The organism is Rubellimicrobium arenae, from assembly GCF_017916275.1.
Classification (GTDB): Bacteria; Pseudomonadota; Alphaproteobacteria; order Rhodobacterales; family Rhodobacteraceae; genus Rubellimicrobium; species Rubellimicrobium arenae.
On sequence record NZ_JAFMST010000002.1, the window covers coordinates 284,219 to 301,165 of the forward strand.

Annotated in this window: 21 protein-coding genes; 14 read left to right on the plus strand and 7 right to left on the minus strand. The window is 71.1% G+C overall.

Annotated elements, in window-relative coordinates:
- Positions 1-102 precede the first annotated feature (102 nt).
- Entirely contained in the window at positions 103-312 is a 210-nt protein-coding gene (locus J3P31_RS03980) for a cold-shock protein (protein ID WP_210527106.1), read from the plus strand.
- 82 nt (positions 313-394) lie between these two features.
- Here J3P31_RS03980 and J3P31_RS03985 read toward each other — a convergent pair whose 3' ends face one another.
- Together J3P31_RS03985 and thyX are read right to left on the minus strand one after the other, a co-directional pair.
- The gene (locus tag J3P31_RS03985) at positions 395-997 is read right to left on the minus strand and encodes a hypothetical protein (RefSeq protein ID WP_210527107.1); all 603 of its coding nucleotides are present in this window, start codon (positions 995-997) and stop codon (positions 395-397) included.
- A 315-nt stretch (positions 998-1,312) separates the two neighbouring features.
- Positions 1,313-2,218, minus strand: a complete 906-nt coding sequence (thyX, locus tag J3P31_RS03990; protein WP_210527108.1) for an FAD-dependent thymidylate synthase — start codon at positions 2,216-2,218, stop codon at positions 1,313-1,315.
- Positions 2,219-2,383: 165 nt separating this feature from the next.
- Here thyX and J3P31_RS03995 point away from each other — a divergent pair, with 165 nt between their 5' ends.
- From J3P31_RS03995 to argF, 12 genes are all read left to right on the plus strand, one after another.
- Positions 2,384-2,812, plus strand: coding sequence for a VOC family protein (locus J3P31_RS03995; RefSeq protein WP_210527109.1), 429 nt, complete (start codon positions 2,384-2,386; stop codon positions 2,810-2,812).
- A gap of 1 nt (position 2,813) precedes the next feature.
- Positions 2,814-3,545 (plus strand): DUF1194 domain-containing protein, encoded by a 732-nt coding sequence (locus J3P31_RS04000; RefSeq protein ID WP_210527110.1) that lies wholly within the window; start codon positions 2,814-2,816, stop codon positions 3,543-3,545.
- Between the two features lie 107 nt (positions 3,546-3,652).
- Positions 3,653-3,868, plus strand: a complete 216-nt coding sequence (locus J3P31_RS04005; protein ID WP_210527111.1) for a hypothetical protein — start codon at positions 3,653-3,655, stop codon at positions 3,866-3,868.
- Positions 3,868-4,764, plus strand: coding sequence for a 5-bromo-4-chloroindolyl phosphate hydrolysis family protein (locus J3P31_RS04010; RefSeq protein WP_210527112.1), 897 nt, complete (start codon positions 3,868-3,870; stop codon positions 4,762-4,764). Before J3P31_RS04005 ends, J3P31_RS04010 begins: the two co-directional genes overlap by 1 nt.
- Before the next feature lie 15 nt (positions 4,765-4,779).
- Positions 4,780-5,976 carry a toxic anion resistance protein gene (locus tag J3P31_RS04015; protein ID WP_210527113.1) on the plus strand — a complete coding sequence of 399 codons (1,197 nt, stop codon included), beginning with the start codon at positions 4,780-4,782 and terminating at the stop codon, positions 5,974-5,976.
- A 22-nt stretch (positions 5,977-5,998) separates the two neighbouring features.
- Positions 5,999-6,991, plus strand: a complete 993-nt coding sequence (locus J3P31_RS04020) for a DUF2927 domain-containing protein (RefSeq protein ID WP_368373010.1) — start codon at positions 5,999-6,001, stop codon at positions 6,989-6,991.
- A gap of 125 nt (positions 6,992-7,116) precedes the next feature.
- Complete coding sequence (locus tag J3P31_RS04025; RefSeq protein WP_210527114.1) at positions 7,117-8,247, plus strand: SPFH domain-containing protein; 1,131 nt, start codon at positions 7,117-7,119, stop codon at positions 8,245-8,247.
- 119 nt (positions 8,248-8,366) lie between these two features.
- On the plus strand, positions 8,367-9,479 hold the full coding sequence (locus tag J3P31_RS04030) for a zinc ribbon domain-containing protein (RefSeq protein ID WP_210527115.1): 1,113 nt from the start codon (positions 8,367-8,369) through the stop codon (positions 9,477-9,479).
- Between the two features lie 36 nt (positions 9,480-9,515).
- On the plus strand, positions 9,516-10,436 hold the full coding sequence (locus J3P31_RS04035; RefSeq protein WP_210527116.1) for a carbohydrate kinase family protein: 921 nt from the start codon (positions 9,516-9,518) through the stop codon (positions 10,434-10,436).
- The gene (gene dtd, locus J3P31_RS04040) at positions 10,433-10,870 is read left to right on the plus strand and encodes a D-aminoacyl-tRNA deacylase (RefSeq protein ID WP_210527117.1); all 438 of its coding nucleotides are present in this window, start codon (positions 10,433-10,435) and stop codon (positions 10,868-10,870) included. Before J3P31_RS04035 ends, dtd begins: the two co-directional genes overlap by 4 nt.
- 173 nt (positions 10,871-11,043) lie before the next feature.
- Positions 11,044-12,225 (plus strand): aspartate aminotransferase family protein, encoded by a 1,182-nt coding sequence (locus tag J3P31_RS04045; protein ID WP_210527118.1) that lies wholly within the window; start codon positions 11,044-11,046, stop codon positions 12,223-12,225.
- 42 nt (positions 12,226-12,267) lie between these two features.
- Positions 12,268-13,194, plus strand: coding sequence for an ornithine carbamoyltransferase (gene argF, locus J3P31_RS04050; RefSeq protein ID WP_210527119.1), 927 nt, complete (start codon positions 12,268-12,270; stop codon positions 13,192-13,194).
- Positions 13,195-13,206: 12 nt separating this feature from the next.
- On the opposite strand, the gene J3P31_RS04055 is transcribed toward argF, so the two are convergent.
- From J3P31_RS04055 to J3P31_RS04070, 4 genes are all read right to left on the minus strand, one after another.
- Positions 13,207-13,701 carry a periplasmic heavy metal sensor gene (locus J3P31_RS04055; RefSeq protein ID WP_210527120.1) on the minus strand — a complete coding sequence of 165 codons (495 nt, stop codon included), beginning with the start codon at positions 13,699-13,701 and terminating at the stop codon, positions 13,207-13,209.
- Positions 13,698-14,084, minus strand: coding sequence for a hypothetical protein (locus tag J3P31_RS04060; protein WP_210527121.1), 387 nt, complete (start codon positions 14,082-14,084; stop codon positions 13,698-13,700). Before J3P31_RS04060 ends, J3P31_RS04055 begins: the two co-directional genes overlap by 4 nt.
- Positions 14,071-14,676, minus strand: coding sequence for an RNA polymerase sigma factor (locus J3P31_RS04065; RefSeq protein ID WP_210527275.1), 606 nt, complete (start codon positions 14,674-14,676; stop codon positions 14,071-14,073). Before J3P31_RS04065 ends, J3P31_RS04060 begins: the two co-directional genes overlap by 14 nt.
- 93 nt (positions 14,677-14,769) lie before the next feature.
- Positions 14,770-15,372 carry an EF-hand domain-containing protein gene (locus J3P31_RS04070; RefSeq protein WP_210527122.1) on the minus strand — a complete coding sequence of 201 codons (603 nt, stop codon included), beginning with the start codon at positions 15,370-15,372 and terminating at the stop codon, positions 14,770-14,772.
- Between the two features lie 222 nt (positions 15,373-15,594).
- On the opposite strand from J3P31_RS04070, the gene J3P31_RS04075 reads away from it, so the two are divergent.
- Positions 15,595-16,011, plus strand: a complete 417-nt coding sequence (locus J3P31_RS04075) for a DUF983 domain-containing protein (protein ID WP_210527123.1) — start codon at positions 15,595-15,597, stop codon at positions 16,009-16,011.
- On the opposite strand, the gene J3P31_RS04080 is transcribed toward J3P31_RS04075, so the two are convergent.
- A complete protein-coding gene (locus J3P31_RS04080; RefSeq protein ID WP_210527124.1) occupies positions 15,937-16,911 on the minus strand; it encodes a fatty acid desaturase in 975 nt (324 codons plus the stop codon). The two genes, J3P31_RS04075 and J3P31_RS04080, sit on opposite strands and share 75 nt — an antisense overlap.
- Positions 16,912-16,947 lie beyond the last annotated feature (36 nt).

Here is a 16,947-nt window from a genome sequence, read left to right on the forward strand (position 1 = left end):
TGCAATTTCCGGCAGAGCAAGCGTTGCCCCGTTTTGCTCGGCCCCTAGATCGCACGAAGGGACCGGCCCTGGCCCGGCCAAGACGCGATGGAGAGACTGACTATGCCCAAGGGCACCGTGAAATGGTTCAACACGACGAAGGGCTATGGCTTCATCGCCCCTGACGACGGGGGGAAGGACATCTTCGTGCATATCAGCGCCGTCGAGCAATCGGGCATGACCGGCCTGGCCGACAACCAGAAGATCGAGTTCGACATGATCCAGGGCCGCGACGGGCGGCAGATGGCCGGGAACCTGCGCAAGTCGCAGTGACCCTGCCCGCCTGAATGGATGAAGGCCGGGGCATCGCTCCGGCCTTTTGCGTTCCGGGCGGGGTCGGGCCAGGCCCAGCCGGTCAGGCGCGCCGTCGCCGCGCCGCCGCGCCGAGGAGACCCAGCCCCAGGAGCAGCGCCGCCGCCGGCGTGGGCGCGGGGATTGGCGCCACCGGAGCCAGCGCGACGTTGTCGATCGCGAAAGTCCCGGTGCTGCCGGGAGCGAAGGCGAACTGCAGCGAGGTCGTGCTGGACAGGGAACCCGCGAGATTGACGAAGACCGGGCTGTCCCCTGTCAGCGGGATGCTGGCGAGGGTGGTTCCGTCGCCATCGGAGATCAGAAGCTCCCCCGAGGCGGCAAGGCCGGAGTCGAGGACGGCGGACACGTCGAGGCCCGCGAGGCGGAAGGGTTGCACGTCCAGCCGTTGAAGCGTGAAGAACGCGCCGCCCGCTGCCGCCAGAAGTTGGGACGCATTGCCGGTGGCGCCTGTCGGATCACCGGCCACGACGCCGGGCGAGCGATCCCCCATCCCGAGCACGAGGTAATCGCCAACGACGAGCGACGTGCCGGTGCTGCCAAGGGCGGCATCCTCGAAGTCGAGGACGGCGGGCGTGACCGTGGCCGCGCTGGCGGCGCAAGCCGTCAGGCCAAGGACCGCCACCAGGGCCGCCGTCAGTCGTCGCATGATCGCCTCCCCCGGTGAACGGACCCGAGGGATCATGCCACAGGTCACATTGTTGCCAAAGCGGGAACAGAACAGCGGCCGTAGCGTCAAGGAGGCCGACGCGAGGCCGCAAGGATCCAAAGGCCCCGGGGCGCGTCCTCGACGCGCGGCGGCTGGCATGGCACCAGCGGACCCCGCCCATGTGGTCCCCAAAGAGCTATGGCCCGGCGGGGCGGTTCACATCGGCACGGGGGCCGGCCTCCGGGGGCGCGGGCGGGAGCATGTGGTCCCGGGCCGTCGCAGGGGGAAGCATGGCACAAGATGGTTAAGGGGCCGTTAGCTCCAGACGGCCTCGAACTCGCGCCATTCGCCCTTGCTCATGCCGGAGGTTTCCTGCGTGACGACCTCGCCGGCCAGGCGGCGGCGGAGCACCTCGACGGCCTTCGCGGACAGGCTGACGCCGCCCATGCGGAAATCCTCGAAGGCGGTCCAGGCGAAGGGCACCCAGTCGCGGACGATCCCCGCGATGGCGTCGGCGTAGACGCGGATCTCGTACTGGGCGTGGGAATCGGCACGCAGGCGGATGAAGTTGAACAGGTTGTGGAGGTTCGTCTTCCAGTACCACTGGGTGTAGACGTTCATGGGGAGGTTCATGCGGGCAAGCTCGCGCGCGAGGCCCTGCTGCCCTTCCTGGGAAATCATCGCCTCATAATGGTCGTAGGTCTGGGTCGCATCCTCGCGCAGCCAGTCGAGCACGCGGGCGGCCTCGTCGTCGCCCAGCACGTCCCCCCGTCCCTGGTTGTTCACCGCGCTCTGGGCGGCCAGCGCCTCGCGGGCGGGGATGTAGAACTCCCGGTCGAGGATGGAGTAGCGGGCGGAGTATTCGTTCACGCTCGCGGTGCGGTGGCGGATCCACTGGCGGGCCACGAAGACCGGCAGCTTCACATGGAGCTTGATCTCGCACATCTCGAAGGGGGTCGAGTGCCAGTGGCGCATGAGGTAGCGGATCAGCCCCTCGTCGTTCTGCACGGACTTGGTGCCGCGCCCGTAGCTGACGCGGGCGGCCTGCACGATGGAGGAGTCGTCGCCCATGTAGTCCACCACGCGGACGAAGCCGTGGTCGAGCACCGGATGGACGAGGTGGAGGTGCTTTTCCATCCCGTCCGCCACCGGACGGAGGGTGGGGCGCGGCGCATCGCGGAGGGCGGCGATCTCGGCTTCCTGTTCGGGCGTGAGCGGCATGGGCTGTCCTCCTCTGGTCGGGACCGTCTTGCGGCTTGGGGGGCCAAAGGGTCAAGGCCGCGACGGACCCGATCCGCCTGCGGCGCCCCGGCCCTTGCGCCGCAGCCGCAGGGCTGGCGCGGCGGGGCGGCGCTGCTAGGTTGCCGTCCGACAAGGAGGGGACGAATGACGATCCGCTATCTGCACACCATGGTCCGGGTGCTCGACCTGGAGAAGAGCATGGCCTTCTATGAAAAGCTGGGCCTTCGGGAGATCCGGCGCATCGACAACGAGGGGGGCCGCTTCTCGCTCGTGTTCCTGGCGCCGCCCGGCCAGGAGGAGTGCCCGGTCGAGCTGACCTGGAACTGGGACGGGGACGAGGGGCTGCCGTCCGATTCGCGGCATTTCGGGCACCTGGCCTACGAGGTCGACGACATCTACGAGATGTGCCAGCAGCTCATGGATTCGGGCGTGACGATCAACCGCCCGCCGCGCGACGGGCACATGGCGTTCGTCCGGTCGCCCGACAACGTGTCGATCGAGCTGCTGCAGCGGGGCCCGCGCAAGGCGCCGCAGGAGCCCTGGTCCTCCATGCCCAACACGGGCCACTGGTGAGATGAGGCCCTGCCCCCCGGTCCTGGCACGGACGGTCCGGGGGGCGGCGCTGCTCCTGGGGCTGGCGGCGGGCGGCGCCGCGGCGCAGGACTGCCGGCTGGCGCTGGTTCTGGCGCTGGACGTGTCGTCCTCGGTCGATGCGGCCGAGGACCGGCTCCAGCGCGAGGGGACGGGGCGGGCTCTCGTGGCGCCCGACGTGGTGCGGGCCTTCCTGCTGGGCGATCCCGTCGCCCTTTATGCCTTCGAATGGTCGGGGCGGCGCGCGCAGGTGCCGCTGCTGCCCGGCTGGGTCCTGGTGCGGAGCGAGGACGACCTGCGGCGCGTCGCCTCGGCCATCGCCAAGGCGCGCCGGAGCCACAACGAGCTGCCGACCGCGCTGGGCGCCGCGCTGGGCTTTGCCGCGACCCGGCTGGGGGACGCGCCGGACTGCCGGGCCCGCACGATCGACGTGTCGGGCGACGGCATGAACAACGAAAGCTTCGGGCCGCGGATCGCCTACGAGACCTTTCCCTTCGACGGCGTCACGGTCAACGCGCTGGTGATCGGCGGGTCCCGATCGGCGGCCGAGCTGGTGGCGTGGTTCCAGGACGAGGTCCTGCGCGGACCCGGCGCCTTTTCGATCTTTGCCGACGGCTACCAGAGCTACGAGGACGCCATGCGGGCCAAGCTCCTGCGCGAGCTGGAGATCCCGGCGGTCAGCAGCCTGCCCGGGGGTCGTTCGGACGCGGGCTGACGGTCGGGGGGAACAGCGGCCGGGCCGTGCCGTTGAACGGGGGGACCGGGGTATCCAGATTAGGGCGTACCGTTCGGGACGGTCCGGCGGCTTGGGGATGATGTGGCATGGCGCGGCTGATCCTGTTCCTGATGCTGTTCGCGGCGCTGGCGCTGGCCGTGGCGGCGGCGGCGACGGCGTTCCGCGCGCTGACCGCGCCATCGCCCGCGCCGCTGCCGGTGGCCAAGGAGGACAAGATGCCGAAAGGAGCCCGCACCCTGGCCTATGGGGTGCTTCTCGTGCTGCTGCTCGGACTGACCAGCGGCTGGCTGGGCCCGGCCTGATGGCGCGGCGGTTCGGCGGGAAGTACAGCCCCGGCGCGGCCCCCGGGGATGGTCCTCCGGCCCAGGCCGTGCAGGAGGCCATCGTCGAGACGCGCCGCGTGGATGCGGCGGGGGCGCGGGCGAACCTCCTGTTCGTGCCGGCCGTCATCGCCGCGGTGACCGGGATCGCGGGCGGCCCCGAGGTGCTGGTCCTGAGCCTGGGGGCGGCGGCGGTCCTGGGCCTGGGGGCCTGGCTGCTCCGCGACGGGCTGCGCGCCGAGGCCGCCTACGACGCCCGTCCGGCGGCGCGGCGCCCCGCCCTGCCCCGCAAGATCCTGGCCGGAGTGCTGGCGGGCGGCGGAGCCATGCTGGCCGCCCTGTCCGGCGGGACCGACCTCCCGGGGAGCGTCCTTTACGGGGTCGTGGCGCTGGCGCTGCATCTGGTGGCCTTCGGGATCGATCCGATGAGGGACAAGCGGGTCGAGGGGATCGACACCTTCCAGCAGGACCGCGTGGCGCGGCTGGTGGACGAGGCGGAAGGCTACCTTGCCACGATCCGCGACCGTATCGCGGCGCTGGGCGACCGGGGCCTGGCCACCCGGGTCGCGGGCTTCGAGGCGCTGGCCCGCCGCATGATCCGCACCGTGGAGGAGGACCCCCGCGACCTGACCGCCGCGCGCAAGTACCTGGGCGTCTACCTGATGGGCGCGCGGGACGCGACGGTGCAGTTCGCGGACCTTTACGCCCGCACGCGGGACGCACGCGCGCGCACGGACTACGAGGCGCTGCTGGGCGACCTGGAGACCAACTACGCCCAGAGGACCGCCCGGCTCCTGGAGGGCGGGCGCGAGTCCATGGACCTCGAGATCAAGGTCCTGCGCGACAGGCTTCAACGAGAGGGCGTGACGCCCGAGTAACAGGAGGGGTTCGACATGTCCGACACCACCCGCGAGGCCGCCCAGGCCGCCCTGGCCCAGGCCGAGAAGGTCACCACGATGGTGCTGCCCGAGCCGGCCCCGGCGGCCGAGGTCACGCCCCTGGCGCAGGCCACCCCGGCGATGAGCGAGGAGATCCGCCGCCGCATGGCCGAGATCGACCCGACGAACACCGGCTCGATCGTCGCCTTCGGGTCGCGCGCGCAGGGCGAATTGCAGCAGATCAGCCAGTCGATGCTCCGGGGCGTCCGCAACAAGGATGTCGGGCCGGCGGGCAATTCGCTGCGGTCCATCGTGGCGGCGCTGCGGGGGTTCTCATCCGAGGAGCTGGACGTCCGCCGGGAACGGTCCTTCTGGGAGAAGATCACCGGGCAGGCCGCGCCCATCGCGAGGTTCGCCGCCCGGTTCGAGGAGGTGCAGGGCCAGATCGACCGGATCACCGACGACTTGCTCAAGCACGAGCACCAGCTTCTCAAGGACATCGAGTCGCTGGATCAGCTTTATGACAAGACCCTCGCCTTCTACGACGAGCTGGCGCTCTATATCGCGGCGGGCGAGGCCAAGCTGCAGGAGATGGACAGCCGCGACATCCCCGAGAAGGAGCGCGCCGTCCAGAACGCCCCCGAGGAGCAGGCGGTCATGGTGGCGCAGGAGCTGCGCGACCTTCGCGCCGCGCGCGACGACCTGGAGCGGCGGGTGCATGACCTCAAGCTGACGCGGCAGGTCACGATGCAGTCGCTGCCCTCGATCCGGCTGGTCCAGGAGAACGACAAGAGCCTGGTCACCAAGATCAACTCGACCCTGGTCAACACCGTCCCGCTCTGGGAGCAGCAGCTGGCCCAGGCCATCACCGTCCAGCGGTCGGCCGAGGCGGCGGACGCGGTGCGCGAGGCCAACGATCTCACCAATGAGTTGCTGACGCGCAACGCCCAGAACCTGCGGGAGGCCAACCGCACGATCCGGACGGAGATGGAGCGTGGCGTCTTCGATATCGAGGCGGTACGGGCCGCAAACGAGAACCTGATCGCCACCATCGACGAAAGCCTCCAGATCGCCGACCAGGGTCGGAGCCGTCGCGCGGCGGCCGAAGCCGATCTCGAACGCATGGAGCAGGAGTTGAAGACGGCGCTGGCCTCTGCCAAGTCCGGCAACAATCGCCCGAACGAGTCGATGGCTGGCTCCCGGGCGCGCTGACGCACCTTCGAGGGAGACCACCGTGAGCCTTCGCCGCCCCCTGTCCGCCGCATTCGCGGGCCTTCTGGTCCTTGCGGCGGCCGGCTGCGAGAAGGCTCCGGTCGAGCCGCCCGGGCGCCCCCCCGCCGTGAGGCCCGCGCCGCCGCCGCCCCGCGCGGTCGAGACGCCCGCGCCCGAGCCCGCCCCCGCCGTGGCGCGCCCGCCCTCTCTCGAGAGCCTGGAGCTGGCGCAATACTACCAGCGGCTCCAGGCGGATCTCCTGAAGCAGGGCCTGCTGCGGGGCGACGCGGGCGGGGTGGATACCCCGTTCACGGACACGATGCTGGCGCGGGACTTCATCGCCATCGCGCTTTACGACGAGTACGTCCAGGGCGCGGACACCCGGGTCTCGAATCCGCAGGAGGCGGTGCTGCGGCGGTGGGACCAGCCGATCCGCATGGAGATGGTCTTTGGCACCTCGGTCCCGGCCGAGCAGGCGGTGCGGGACCGGGCCAGCATCGGGGCCTATGCCGCGCGGCTGTCGGGCCTGACCGGCGTGCCGATCCAGCAGGTCGACGGGGGCGCGAACTTCCACGTCGCGGTCCTGAGCGAGGACGACCGGAAGGATTTCGCCGCGCAGCTTCGCGACATGGTGCCGGGGATCGCCGAATCCTCGATCCGCGCCTTCATCAACCTGCCCCGGTCGACCCTGTGCCTGGTGATCGCCTTCGGGTCGGGCGAAAGCTCCGGCTACAGCCAGGCCGTGGCCCTGATCCGCGCCGAGCATCCGGACCTGCTGCGCACCGCCTGCATCCACGAGGAGCTGGCGCAGGGCATGGGCCTGGCCAACGACAGCCCCCTGGCCCGCCCGTCGATCTTCAACGACGACGAGGAGTTCGGCCTGCTGACGCGGCATGACGAGCTCCTGCTCCGGATGCTTTATGATCCGCGCCTGCGCACGGGCATGACCATCGACGAAGCGACCCCCGTCGTGCAGACGATCGCGGCCGAGATGATGGGCGGAGGTCCCGTCTAGGACGCCGGGCCGCGTTCCCCAAGGTGGGGAAAGCCGCCGTGGCGCCACGGCCCGGACGCGCCTATATTCGGGGTGTCCGGCCGGGTCCGCGTCCCGGCCCTCCACCCATGCAGGAGCCGCCCCCGATGGCCCTCTTCGACTTTCTGTCCGGCCAGTTCATCGACGTCATCGCGTGGACGGACGACACGCGCGACACCATGGTCTGGCGCTTCGAGCGCTACGGCAACGAGATCAAGTACGGCGCCAAGCTGACGGTGCGCGAAGGCCAGGCCGCCGTCTTCGTCCACGAGGGGCAGCTCGCCGACGTGTTCGGGCCGGGGCTCTACGAGCTCCAGACCAACAACATGCCGATCATGACCACGCTCCAGCACTGGACGCACGGCTTCCAGTCGCCCTTCAAGAGCGAGGTCTATTTCGTCAACACCACCCGCTTCACCGACCAGAAATGGGGCACCAAGAACCCGATCATGTGCCGCGACCCCGAGTTCGGCCCCGTGCGGCTGCGGGCCTTCGGCACCTATGCGATGCGCGTGACGGACCCGGGCCTCTTCATCAAGGAGATCGTGGGCACCGACGGGGAGTTCACCACCGACGAGGTCACGAACCAGATCCGCAACGTCGTCGTGCAGGAGGTGAGCCGCGTGCTCGCCGCCTCCAAGATCCCGGTGCTCGACATGGCGGCGAACACCCAGGACCTGGGCGGGCTGGTGGCCGAGGCGATCAAGCCGACCATCGCGGCCTACGGGCTCGTCATCCCCGAGTTCTACATCGAGAACGTGTCGCTGCCCGAGGAGGTCGAGCGCGTGCTCGACAAGCGGACCTCGATGGGGATCGTGGGCGACCTGAACAGGTACAGCCAGTTCTCGACCGCCGAGGCGATGACGGCCGCCGCGGCCAACCCGTCGGGCGGCATGGGCGCGGGCCTGGGCATGGGGATGGGCATCGGCATGGCCGGAGCCGCCGGCCCCTGGGGCGCCCGCCCCGCCGAGCCCGCCGCCCCGGCCGCCCCGGCGCAGGCCGCCCCGCCCCCGCCGCCCCCTCCGGCGGCCGAGCCCCAGTGGCACGTCGCGGAGAACGGGCAGACGCGCGGTCCCTTCGGCCAGCGGGAGATCGAGCGGATGGTCCGCGACGGGACGCTGACCCGCGGCAGCCTGGTCTGGACCGCCGGGCAGGACGGCTGGAAGCCCATGGGCGAGGTGAGCGCGCTGGCATCGGCCCTGGCGCAGGTGCCCCCGCCTCCGCCGCCCGCCCCCTGAGGATCCATCCCTGACGCCGGGCCGCAGGTCCGGCGCGCCGGGGGGACCGGCGTTGCACCGGCCCCGGCCCATCGGCCATAACGGCGCCACGACCCGCGCGCGCGCGCCCCGGAGATTCCATGCCCGAACATCGCTTTCCCTGCGACAACTGCGGCGCGCAGCTCGTCTTTGCGCCGGGGCAGACGGTGCTCACCTGCCCCTACTGCGGCCATGTGCAGGACATCCCCGCAGGCGGCGCCGAGGAGCAGGGCGTGGCGCTCCGGGAGATCGACTATTCGGACACCGTGGCCCGGATGGAGCGGGGCGCCGTCTACGAGGAGACGCGCGTCCTGAAATGCCCGAACTGCGGGGCCGAGACCGAGTTCCCGGAAGGCACGCAGGCCACCGTCTGCCCGTTCTGCGCCACGCCGCTCATCACGGGGACGGGCGTGCACCGGCACATCAAGCCCGCGGCGCTGATCCCGTTCCAGCTCAGCGAGGATCAGGCGCGGCGCGCGATGACGGACTGGCTGGGCAGCCTGTGGTTCGCGCCGAACGGCCTGCAGGACTACGCGCGCAAGGGCCGCAAGATGGACGGCATCTATGTCCCCTACTGGACCTTCGACGCCGACACGACCACGACCTACCAGGGCCAGCGCGGCGACGACTACTACGTGACCAAGACCCGCACGGTGAACGGCCGGACCGAGACCTACCAGGAACGCCGCACCCGCTGGCGATCGGTGAGCGGGACGGTCGCGCGCTTCTTCAACGACGTGCTGGTGCTGGCCTCCACCTCCCTCCCGCGCGAGCACACGGACGCGCTCGAGCCCTGGGACCTGAGCGCCCTCGCGCCCTACCGCCCGGACTACCTGTCGGGCTTTGCGGCCGAGGGGTATCAGGTCGGGCTGGAGGACGGGTTCGCCCTCGCCCGCGAGAAGATGGACCGCGTGATCGAGCAGGACATCCGCCGCGACATCGGCGGCGATCACCAGCGCATCACCGCCAAGCATCCGGTCCTCAGCGACGTGACCTTCAAGCATGTCCTGCTGCCGGTCTGGATGGCCGCCTACAAGTTCCAGGACCGGAGCTTCCGCTTTGTCGTCAACGCCCAGACCGGCAAGGTCCAGGGCGAGCGGCCCTGGTCCAAGTGGAAGATCTTCTTCGCGGTCGTCCTTGCCCTCATCCTGGCCGGAGGGGCCGCCTACCTTTACCAGTGGGCCGTCGCCAACGGTTACATCCGGCCGCAATAGGGCTACACGATCCCGAGACCGACCAAGAGGCCCGAGATGATTCTGTCCTGCGGCGAGGCGCTGATCGACATGCTGCCCCGCACCACCCCGGCGGGTGAGTCCGCCTTCGCCCCCTACGCGGGCGGCGCCGTGTTCAACACCGCCATCGCGGTGGGCCGCCTGGGCGCGCCGTCGGGCTTCTTCTCGGGGCTGTCGTCGGACCTGTTCGGCGACCTGCTGCGGCAGGTGCTGGCGGATTCGCGGGTGGACACCTCGCCCGCCCACGTCTCGGCCCGGCCGACGACGCTGGCCTTTGTCCGGCTCACCGACGGGCACGCCACCTACACCTTCTACGACGAGAACACCGCCGGACGGATGCTGTCGCCCGACGACCTTCCCGTGCTGGGCGAAGCGACGCAGGCGCTGTTCTTCGGCGGCATCTCCCTGGTGGGCGAGCCGGCCGCGCAGGCCTACGAGGCGCTGCAGGCCCGTGAATCCGCCACCCGCGTGACCATGGTGGACCCCAACATCCGTCCGAGCTTCATCACCGACGAGGCCGGCTACCGCGCCCGCATCGGCCGGATGCTGGCCCGCGCCGATGTCGTGAAGCTGTCCGACGAGGACCTGCACTGGCTGATGGGCGCGGGCGACAGCCACGACCAGGCCCGCCGGATCCTCGACATGGGGCCGAGCCTCGTCTGCATCACCGAAGGGTCCCGCGGCGCCACCGGGCACACCCGGGCCGGATATGTCCAGGTCCCGGCCCCGCGCGTGACCGTGGCCGACACGGTTGGCGCGGGCGACACCTTCAACGCCGGGCTCCTGACCGCGCTGTGGAAGGCCGGCCTGCTGACCAAGGCCGCCCTGCGGTCGCTGGACGAGGAGGCGCTGCGCGAGGCCCTGAGCCTCGGCGTCCGCGCGGCCGCCATCACCGTGAGCCGCCCCGGCGCCAACCCGCCCTGGGCGCACGAGCTGTGAGGGCGCTGGTCCAGCGCGTGTCCGAGGCCGCCGTCCGCGTGGATGGCGAGACCCTGGGCGAGATCGGGCCCGGGATGCTGATCCTGGTCTGCGCCATGCAGGGCGACGACGATGGCAAGCCGAAGGCCCTGGCCGAGAAGCTGTCCAAGCTCCGCATCTTCCAGGACGAGGCGGGCAAGATGAACCGCTCGCTCAGGGACGTGGGCGGGAGCGCCCTCGTGGTCAGCCAGTTCACGCTCGCCGCCGACACCTCGCGCGGGAACCGCCCCGGCTTCTCCACCGCCGCGCCGCCCGCCGAGGGCGAGCGGCTTTACGAGATGTTCGCCGGGGAAGTGGCGGCGCTGGGCATCCCCACCGCGCGGGGCCGGTTCGGCGCGGACATGAAGGTCAGCCTCGTCAACGACGGGCCGGTGACCATCTGGGTCGAGGTTTGACGCTTGCATCACGCGGCGTCAGCCCCTAAGGCCCGTTTCATGAGCAGGACCCACGCGATCCGACGCCGACGCTGACCTTTCGCCCCCCTGGGGGCTGTTCCTGCTCGTCCCTCCCGTTGACACACCTATGGCCCTCCGGCATCGAAGGGCCTTCCACTTTCGGGGTATTGCCGATGATCCCTGCCGTCCTGCCCACCTACAACCGCGCCCCCCTCACCTTCGAGCGCGGCGAAGGATCCTGGCTCGTGGCCGAGGACGGCCGCCGATACCTCGACCTGGGCGCCGGGATCGCGGTGAACGCGCTGGGCCATGCCAATCCCGCCCTGACGAAGGCGCTGACGGACCAGGCCCACAAGGTCTGGCACCTGTCGAACCTGTACCGCATCCCCGAACAGGAACGCCTGGCCGAGATGCTGGTCGACAAGACCTTCGCGGACACGGTGTTCTTCACCAATTCGGGCACCGAGGCGGCCGAGCTCGCCGTCAAGATGGCGCGCAAGTACTGGTACGAGGCGGGCCAGCCCGACCGCACCCGCATCCTGACCTTCGAGGGCGCGTTCCACGGCCGCTCCTCGGCCGCGATCGCCGCTGCCGGGTCGGAAAAGATGACCAAGGGCTTCGGCCCCCTCCTTCCCGGCTTCACGCAGCTGAAATGGGGCGACCACGAGGCGCTGGAGAAGGCCATCCGCGAAGCCGACGTGGGCGCGGTGATGGTCGAGCCGATCCAGGGCGAAGGCGGCATCCGCCCGATGCCCGACGTCTGCCTCAAGGGCCTGCGCGACCTTTGCGACGAGACCGGCGTGCTCCTGATCCTCGACGAGGTGCAGTGCGGCATGGGCCGGACGGGCAAGCTGTTTGCCCACGAATGGGCGGGCGTGACGCCCGACATCATGATGGTGGCCAAGGGCATCGGCGGCGGTTTCCCGCTGGGGGCGGTCCTCGCCACCGAGGCGGCGGCGGCGGGCATGACGCTCGGCACCCACGGATCGACCTACGGGGGCAACCCGCTGGCCTGCGCCGTCGGCGCGGCGGTGATGGAGGTCGTCGCGGACGAGGGCTTCCTGGCCGAGGTGCGCCGAAAGGCGGGATTGTTCCGCCAGGGGCTCGAGGGCCTCGTGGCCGCGCATCCCGACGTGTTCGAGGGCGTGCGCGGCCTGGGCCTGATCCTGGGACTCCGGTGCAAGGTCGCCCCGGCGGACCTGGTCAAGGCAGGCTACGCGCAGGGCATCCTGACCGTGCCCGCGGCCGACAACGTGGTGCGCCTGCTTCCGCCGCTGAACATCGCGGACGAGGACATCGCCGAGGCGCTGCGACGCCTCGATGCCGCCGCGACCGCCGTGAGCCCTGCCCCCTGATCCGACAAGGGGGTGCCAAGGCCCCCCGACAAGAGACCCGCGATGAACCACTTCCTCGATATCGACAAGATCGATGCCGCCGATCTCCGGGCCATGATCGACCATGCCCGGAGCATGAAGATCGCCCGGAACGGCCGCCCCAAGGGGATGCCGGACGATTCCCAGCCGCTGGCGGGGCGCATGGTCGCCCTGATCTTCGAAAAGCCCTCCACCCGGACGCGCGTCAGCTTTGACGTGGGCGTCCGCCAGATGGGTGGCGAGACGATGGTCCTGTCCGGGGCGGACATGCAGCTGGGCCACGGCGAGACCATCGCCGACACGGCGCGGGTGCTGAGCCGCTATGTCGACCTCATCATGATCCGCACCTTCGAGGAGGCCACGCTCCTCGAGATGGCGGAATACGCCACGGTGCCGGTCATCAACGGGCTGACGAACCGCACCCACCCCTGCCAGATCATGGCCGACGTCATGACCTACGAGGAGCACCGGGGCCCGATCGGCGGGCGCAAGGTGGTCTGGTCCGGGGACGGCAACAACGTCTTCGCCTCCTGGGCGCAGGCGGCGGGGCAACTGGGCTTCGACATCACCTTCACCGGCCCGCCGACGCTGGACCCGGAGCCCGCCTTCATCGACTTCGCCCGCGGCAAGGGGTCCAGGGCCGAGATCGTGCGCGACCCGTTCCAGGCCGTGCAGGGGGCCGACGTGGTGGTGACGGACACCTGGGTGTCGATGCACGACCCGCAATCGGCCAAGGAGCGTCGGCACAACCAGCTCCGCCCCTACCAGGTGAACGAGCGGCTGATGGCCGCCGCCAAGCCCGACGCGCTGTTCATGCATTGCCTGCCCGCCCACCGCGACGACGAGGTGACGAGCGCGGTGATGGACGGACCGCAGTCGGTGATCTTCGACGAGGCCGAGAACCGCCTGCACGCCCAGAAGGCCGTGATGCGCTGGTGCCTGGGGGTCTGAGGACCCCCGCGCTCAGTCCGGGGGACCGCCGCGGTCCCCGTGCCGGCGAAGCCCCTCCTCCAGCCGGTCCGCCAGCGCGGCCCGGCCCTCTGGCGTGATCGCGGCCATGCGCGCCACCAGCGCCTGCTGGACAGCGTCCTGCACCTCGGCCACGCGGGACCGCTGCGCGGCGAGCGCGCGCGCCAGCCGGTCGGGCGCGAAGGGGTCGGCCCGGAGGGCGGCGACGATCTCGGCAAAGGCGGCGGCCTGCTCCTCGCGCCGGGGCGGCTGAAGGTCCGGGCGCGCGCGCACCGCCGCAAGGATCGCGTCGCGGTCCTCCTCGCCCAGCGCCCGCGCCAGAGGACCCAAGGCCAGCTCGACCGGCCGGGGCCGCCGCCCGGGACCGTCCTCGTCGAAGAACGAGCCGACCACGATCCCCGCCACCAGCAGGTTGAGCGCCAGCGAGGCGACCAGAAGCCAGCGGAACGGCCCGGTCAGGCGCGGGACGGTGGGGGAAACGCGGGTCACGATTGGCTCTCCAGTACGCTCAGGGGATCCTCGTCCACCCCCACGGCCACGGTCACGCTGTCGCCCCAAAGGCTCGGGGCGACGCTGGACAGCCCCTCGGGCGGGGCTGCGCCGATCCACAGGCCCGCCGCCGTGGCGGCGACGAAGCCCCCCAGCGCGGGCCAGCCGCCGAGGGTCCGGAACCAGTCCCGCCAGTCGGCGCGGCGCGGCACCGGGGCGGAGACGGGCGGGCGCGGCCGTTCGCGCGCGGCGTCGGCCATCAGGCGCGCCATGAGGTCGGCCGACGGCTGCGGGTCCTGCGCCCGCGCCCGGGCGAACAGGTCCTCGAGCCCGTCCTCGGTCGGGTCGTCCCCGGCCAGGTCGTCACGATCATTCATCGCCATAGCCCAACTCCGCCCTTCGCCCCTTGAGAAGCGCCGCCAGCGCCCGCTTGCCCCGTGCCGTCAAGGATTCGACGGCCTCGATCCCGATGTCCATGACGGCGGCGATCTCGGGATTCGAGAGCCCCTCCAGATGCCGGAGCGACACGGCCTGGGCCTGCCGTTCGGGCAGTTGCGCCAACGCATCCGACAGGGCCCTCAGCCGCGATTCGCCCTGCATCCGGTCGGCCGCCGAGGGCGTCGGGTCCGCCGGCTCGGCGATGTCGTCGAGCCCCACGGACCGGCGCCGGCGCCGCAGCCGGTCGGTGCACAGGTTCGCCGTCACCCGGTAAAGCCAGGTGGACACCCGCGCCTCGCCCTGCCGCCAGTCGGGCGCGACCCGCCAGAGCCTCAGGAAGACCTCCTGCGTCACGTCCTCGGCCTCGGCGCGATCGGCCATCATCCGCAGCGCCTGGGCGAGGACACGGGGCGCGAGCGCCTCGGTGATCTCGCGCGCGGCGTCGGTGTCCCCGTTGGCGTAGGCCACAAGAAGCGCACCCTCCCGATCCGGAGGCGGGACAGGCTGGACCGGGAAGGATGGCACCTCGGAGGGCATGACCCTCGGGTTCTGGTACATGGGACGCCGACCGTAAAGCGGGCAGGCCGTCCCCAGGCCGGTCATCGCCGACCCGGGAACCGCAGCGGGGTGTCAGTCGCGATGGCCGCGGCCATGGCCGCCGTGGCCGAAGCCTCCGTCCGGCCCCTCGCCGCGACCCGGACGCCCGGCCTGCATCTCCTCGAGAGAGATGCCGTCGTCGCCATCGGTGTCGAGCCGGTCGAAGAGCGGCGCGAGGCGCGGCGTGCGGGCTTCCATCTCCTCGGTCTGGAGGAGGCTGTCGCCGTTGTCGTCCATGCGGCGGATCTGCTCGGCGGCCCGGGCGAGGCGCATCTCCTGCCGGATCGCATCCTCGAGAGCGATCAGCTCCTGCGGCGAAAGGGCGCCGTCGCCGTCCGCGTCGGCGGTGGCGAAGCGTTCGGACCGCTTGGCCTCGATCTCGGCCTGGGTCACGATGCCGTTGCCGTCGGTGTCGTAGGTGGGAAGCGGCGCGAGGCCCAGCGCGTCCACGCCCCGGCCGCCCATCGGCCCCCGTCCCATCGGACCCATCGGGCCGTCGTCGCCCATGGGCGGAGCCGGAGGCGGCTCGGCCCCGGCGGGGGGCTGCGGGGCGGCTCCGGGCGCCGCGTCCTGCGCAAGAGCCGCCGTACCGATCAGCCCGGCCAGGAGGCCCGCCATCAACGCAGTCATCTTCATGTCCAGGGTCCTTTCCCATCTGGAACCCGGCCCGTGCTGGCCGGAACTGACCCTTGAACGACGCACCCGGGGCCTTCCGTCGTCGACGACGCCGTCGTGACCGACAGCGGCGGGGGCCGGAGCCTGTCGCGACATGGCGCCGCAATGGCCGGTTGGGCTCTTTCCAAAGCCGCCGCAGGAGGCCAGATCAGGCGGGCCCCTTCCTGTCAGACGAGGTCCGTCATGGACGATCACGCCACCACGGCCACGGCCGCCCAGACCCTCGCGGATGTCGAGGAACGGCCCACCTGGCCCGCCGTGCGGCGCGGCCTCCTTCGGCGCTGCCCGAACTGCGGCCAAGGCCACCTCTTCGACGGCTACCTGAAGGTGACGGACACCTGCGCCGCGTGCGGCGAGGTGCTCAAGCACCACCGCGCCGACGATGGCCCGGCCTACCTCACGATCCTGATCGTGGGGCACCTGCTGGCCTTCGTCATGCACTTCGTCTGGGTGAACTTCCGGCCCGAGCCGCTGGTCTTCGCGACCATCCTCACGGTGTTCGCGGTCGGGCTGTCGCTCTGGCTGTTACCGCGCTTCAAGGGCGCGATCGTGGGCTACCAGTGGGCCCACCGGATGCACGGCTTCGACGACGGGCGCTGAGCGCGGCGCCCGGCGCAGGATCGGGTGGGGGACCGGATCCTTGGCCCGGAACAGGTGCCGTCCGAAGATCTCCCGGTAGGACCGGTACCGATAGCCGCCGTTCACGCCCAGGTAGCGGGCCGGATTCGACCGGTAAAGGCCGGGCAGCCGGTACCAGGGCACGCGCGGGTGCATGTGGTGCACGACGTGGAGGTTGTTGTTGAGGAACAGGAGGGCGAGCGGCCCCCGGTCCTCGATGATGACGGTGCGGCCCCGCACCTTCTCGTGGGCCTGATGCTCCAGGAAGGTCCGGATCTTGAGAAGCGACAGCCCGAGATAGGCCGCCGCGAGGTAGGCCCAGACCGGCATCGGCGACACCGCGACGACGACCATCACCAAGAGCGCGGCAGGCAGGTGCCAGAGCCAGCCCTGCGCCACCCGCCGGTCGCCCGCGCGCAGCAGGCGCGCCTCCGACTGCATCCAGAACACCTGCCCGACCAGCGGGCCGATGAGCAGCCGCCCGGCCAGGGTGTTGTTCAGGCGCAGCACGCCCCGAAGCCAGCCGGGCAGCCGCCGCCAGTCGCCTTCGGCCATGTAGTTCGATTCGGGGTCGTCATAGGGATCGGTCAGCACCGCGTCCTGATGGTGGGCGAGGTGGCTGTCGCGGAAGCGCAGGTAGGGCACCACGAGGGTCAGGGCCGGGAACACCAGCGCCGCGTTCAGGCGCGGGTCGCGAAACGGATGGCCGTGGATGACCTCGTGCTGGAGCGAGGAATGCTGGGCGATGGCCCAGGCGGCCACCGGCACCGCGATCCAGAGCGACAGGTCGGATAGCCAGAACACCGCCGCGCCCCAGGCCGCGTAGCAGGCCAGCAGCAATCCCAGCGTCGGCCATTCGGCCGCCCGCAGCATCCGTTTCATGTCATGTCCTCTGTCGCCGCCGTCCCGAAGCGGTCC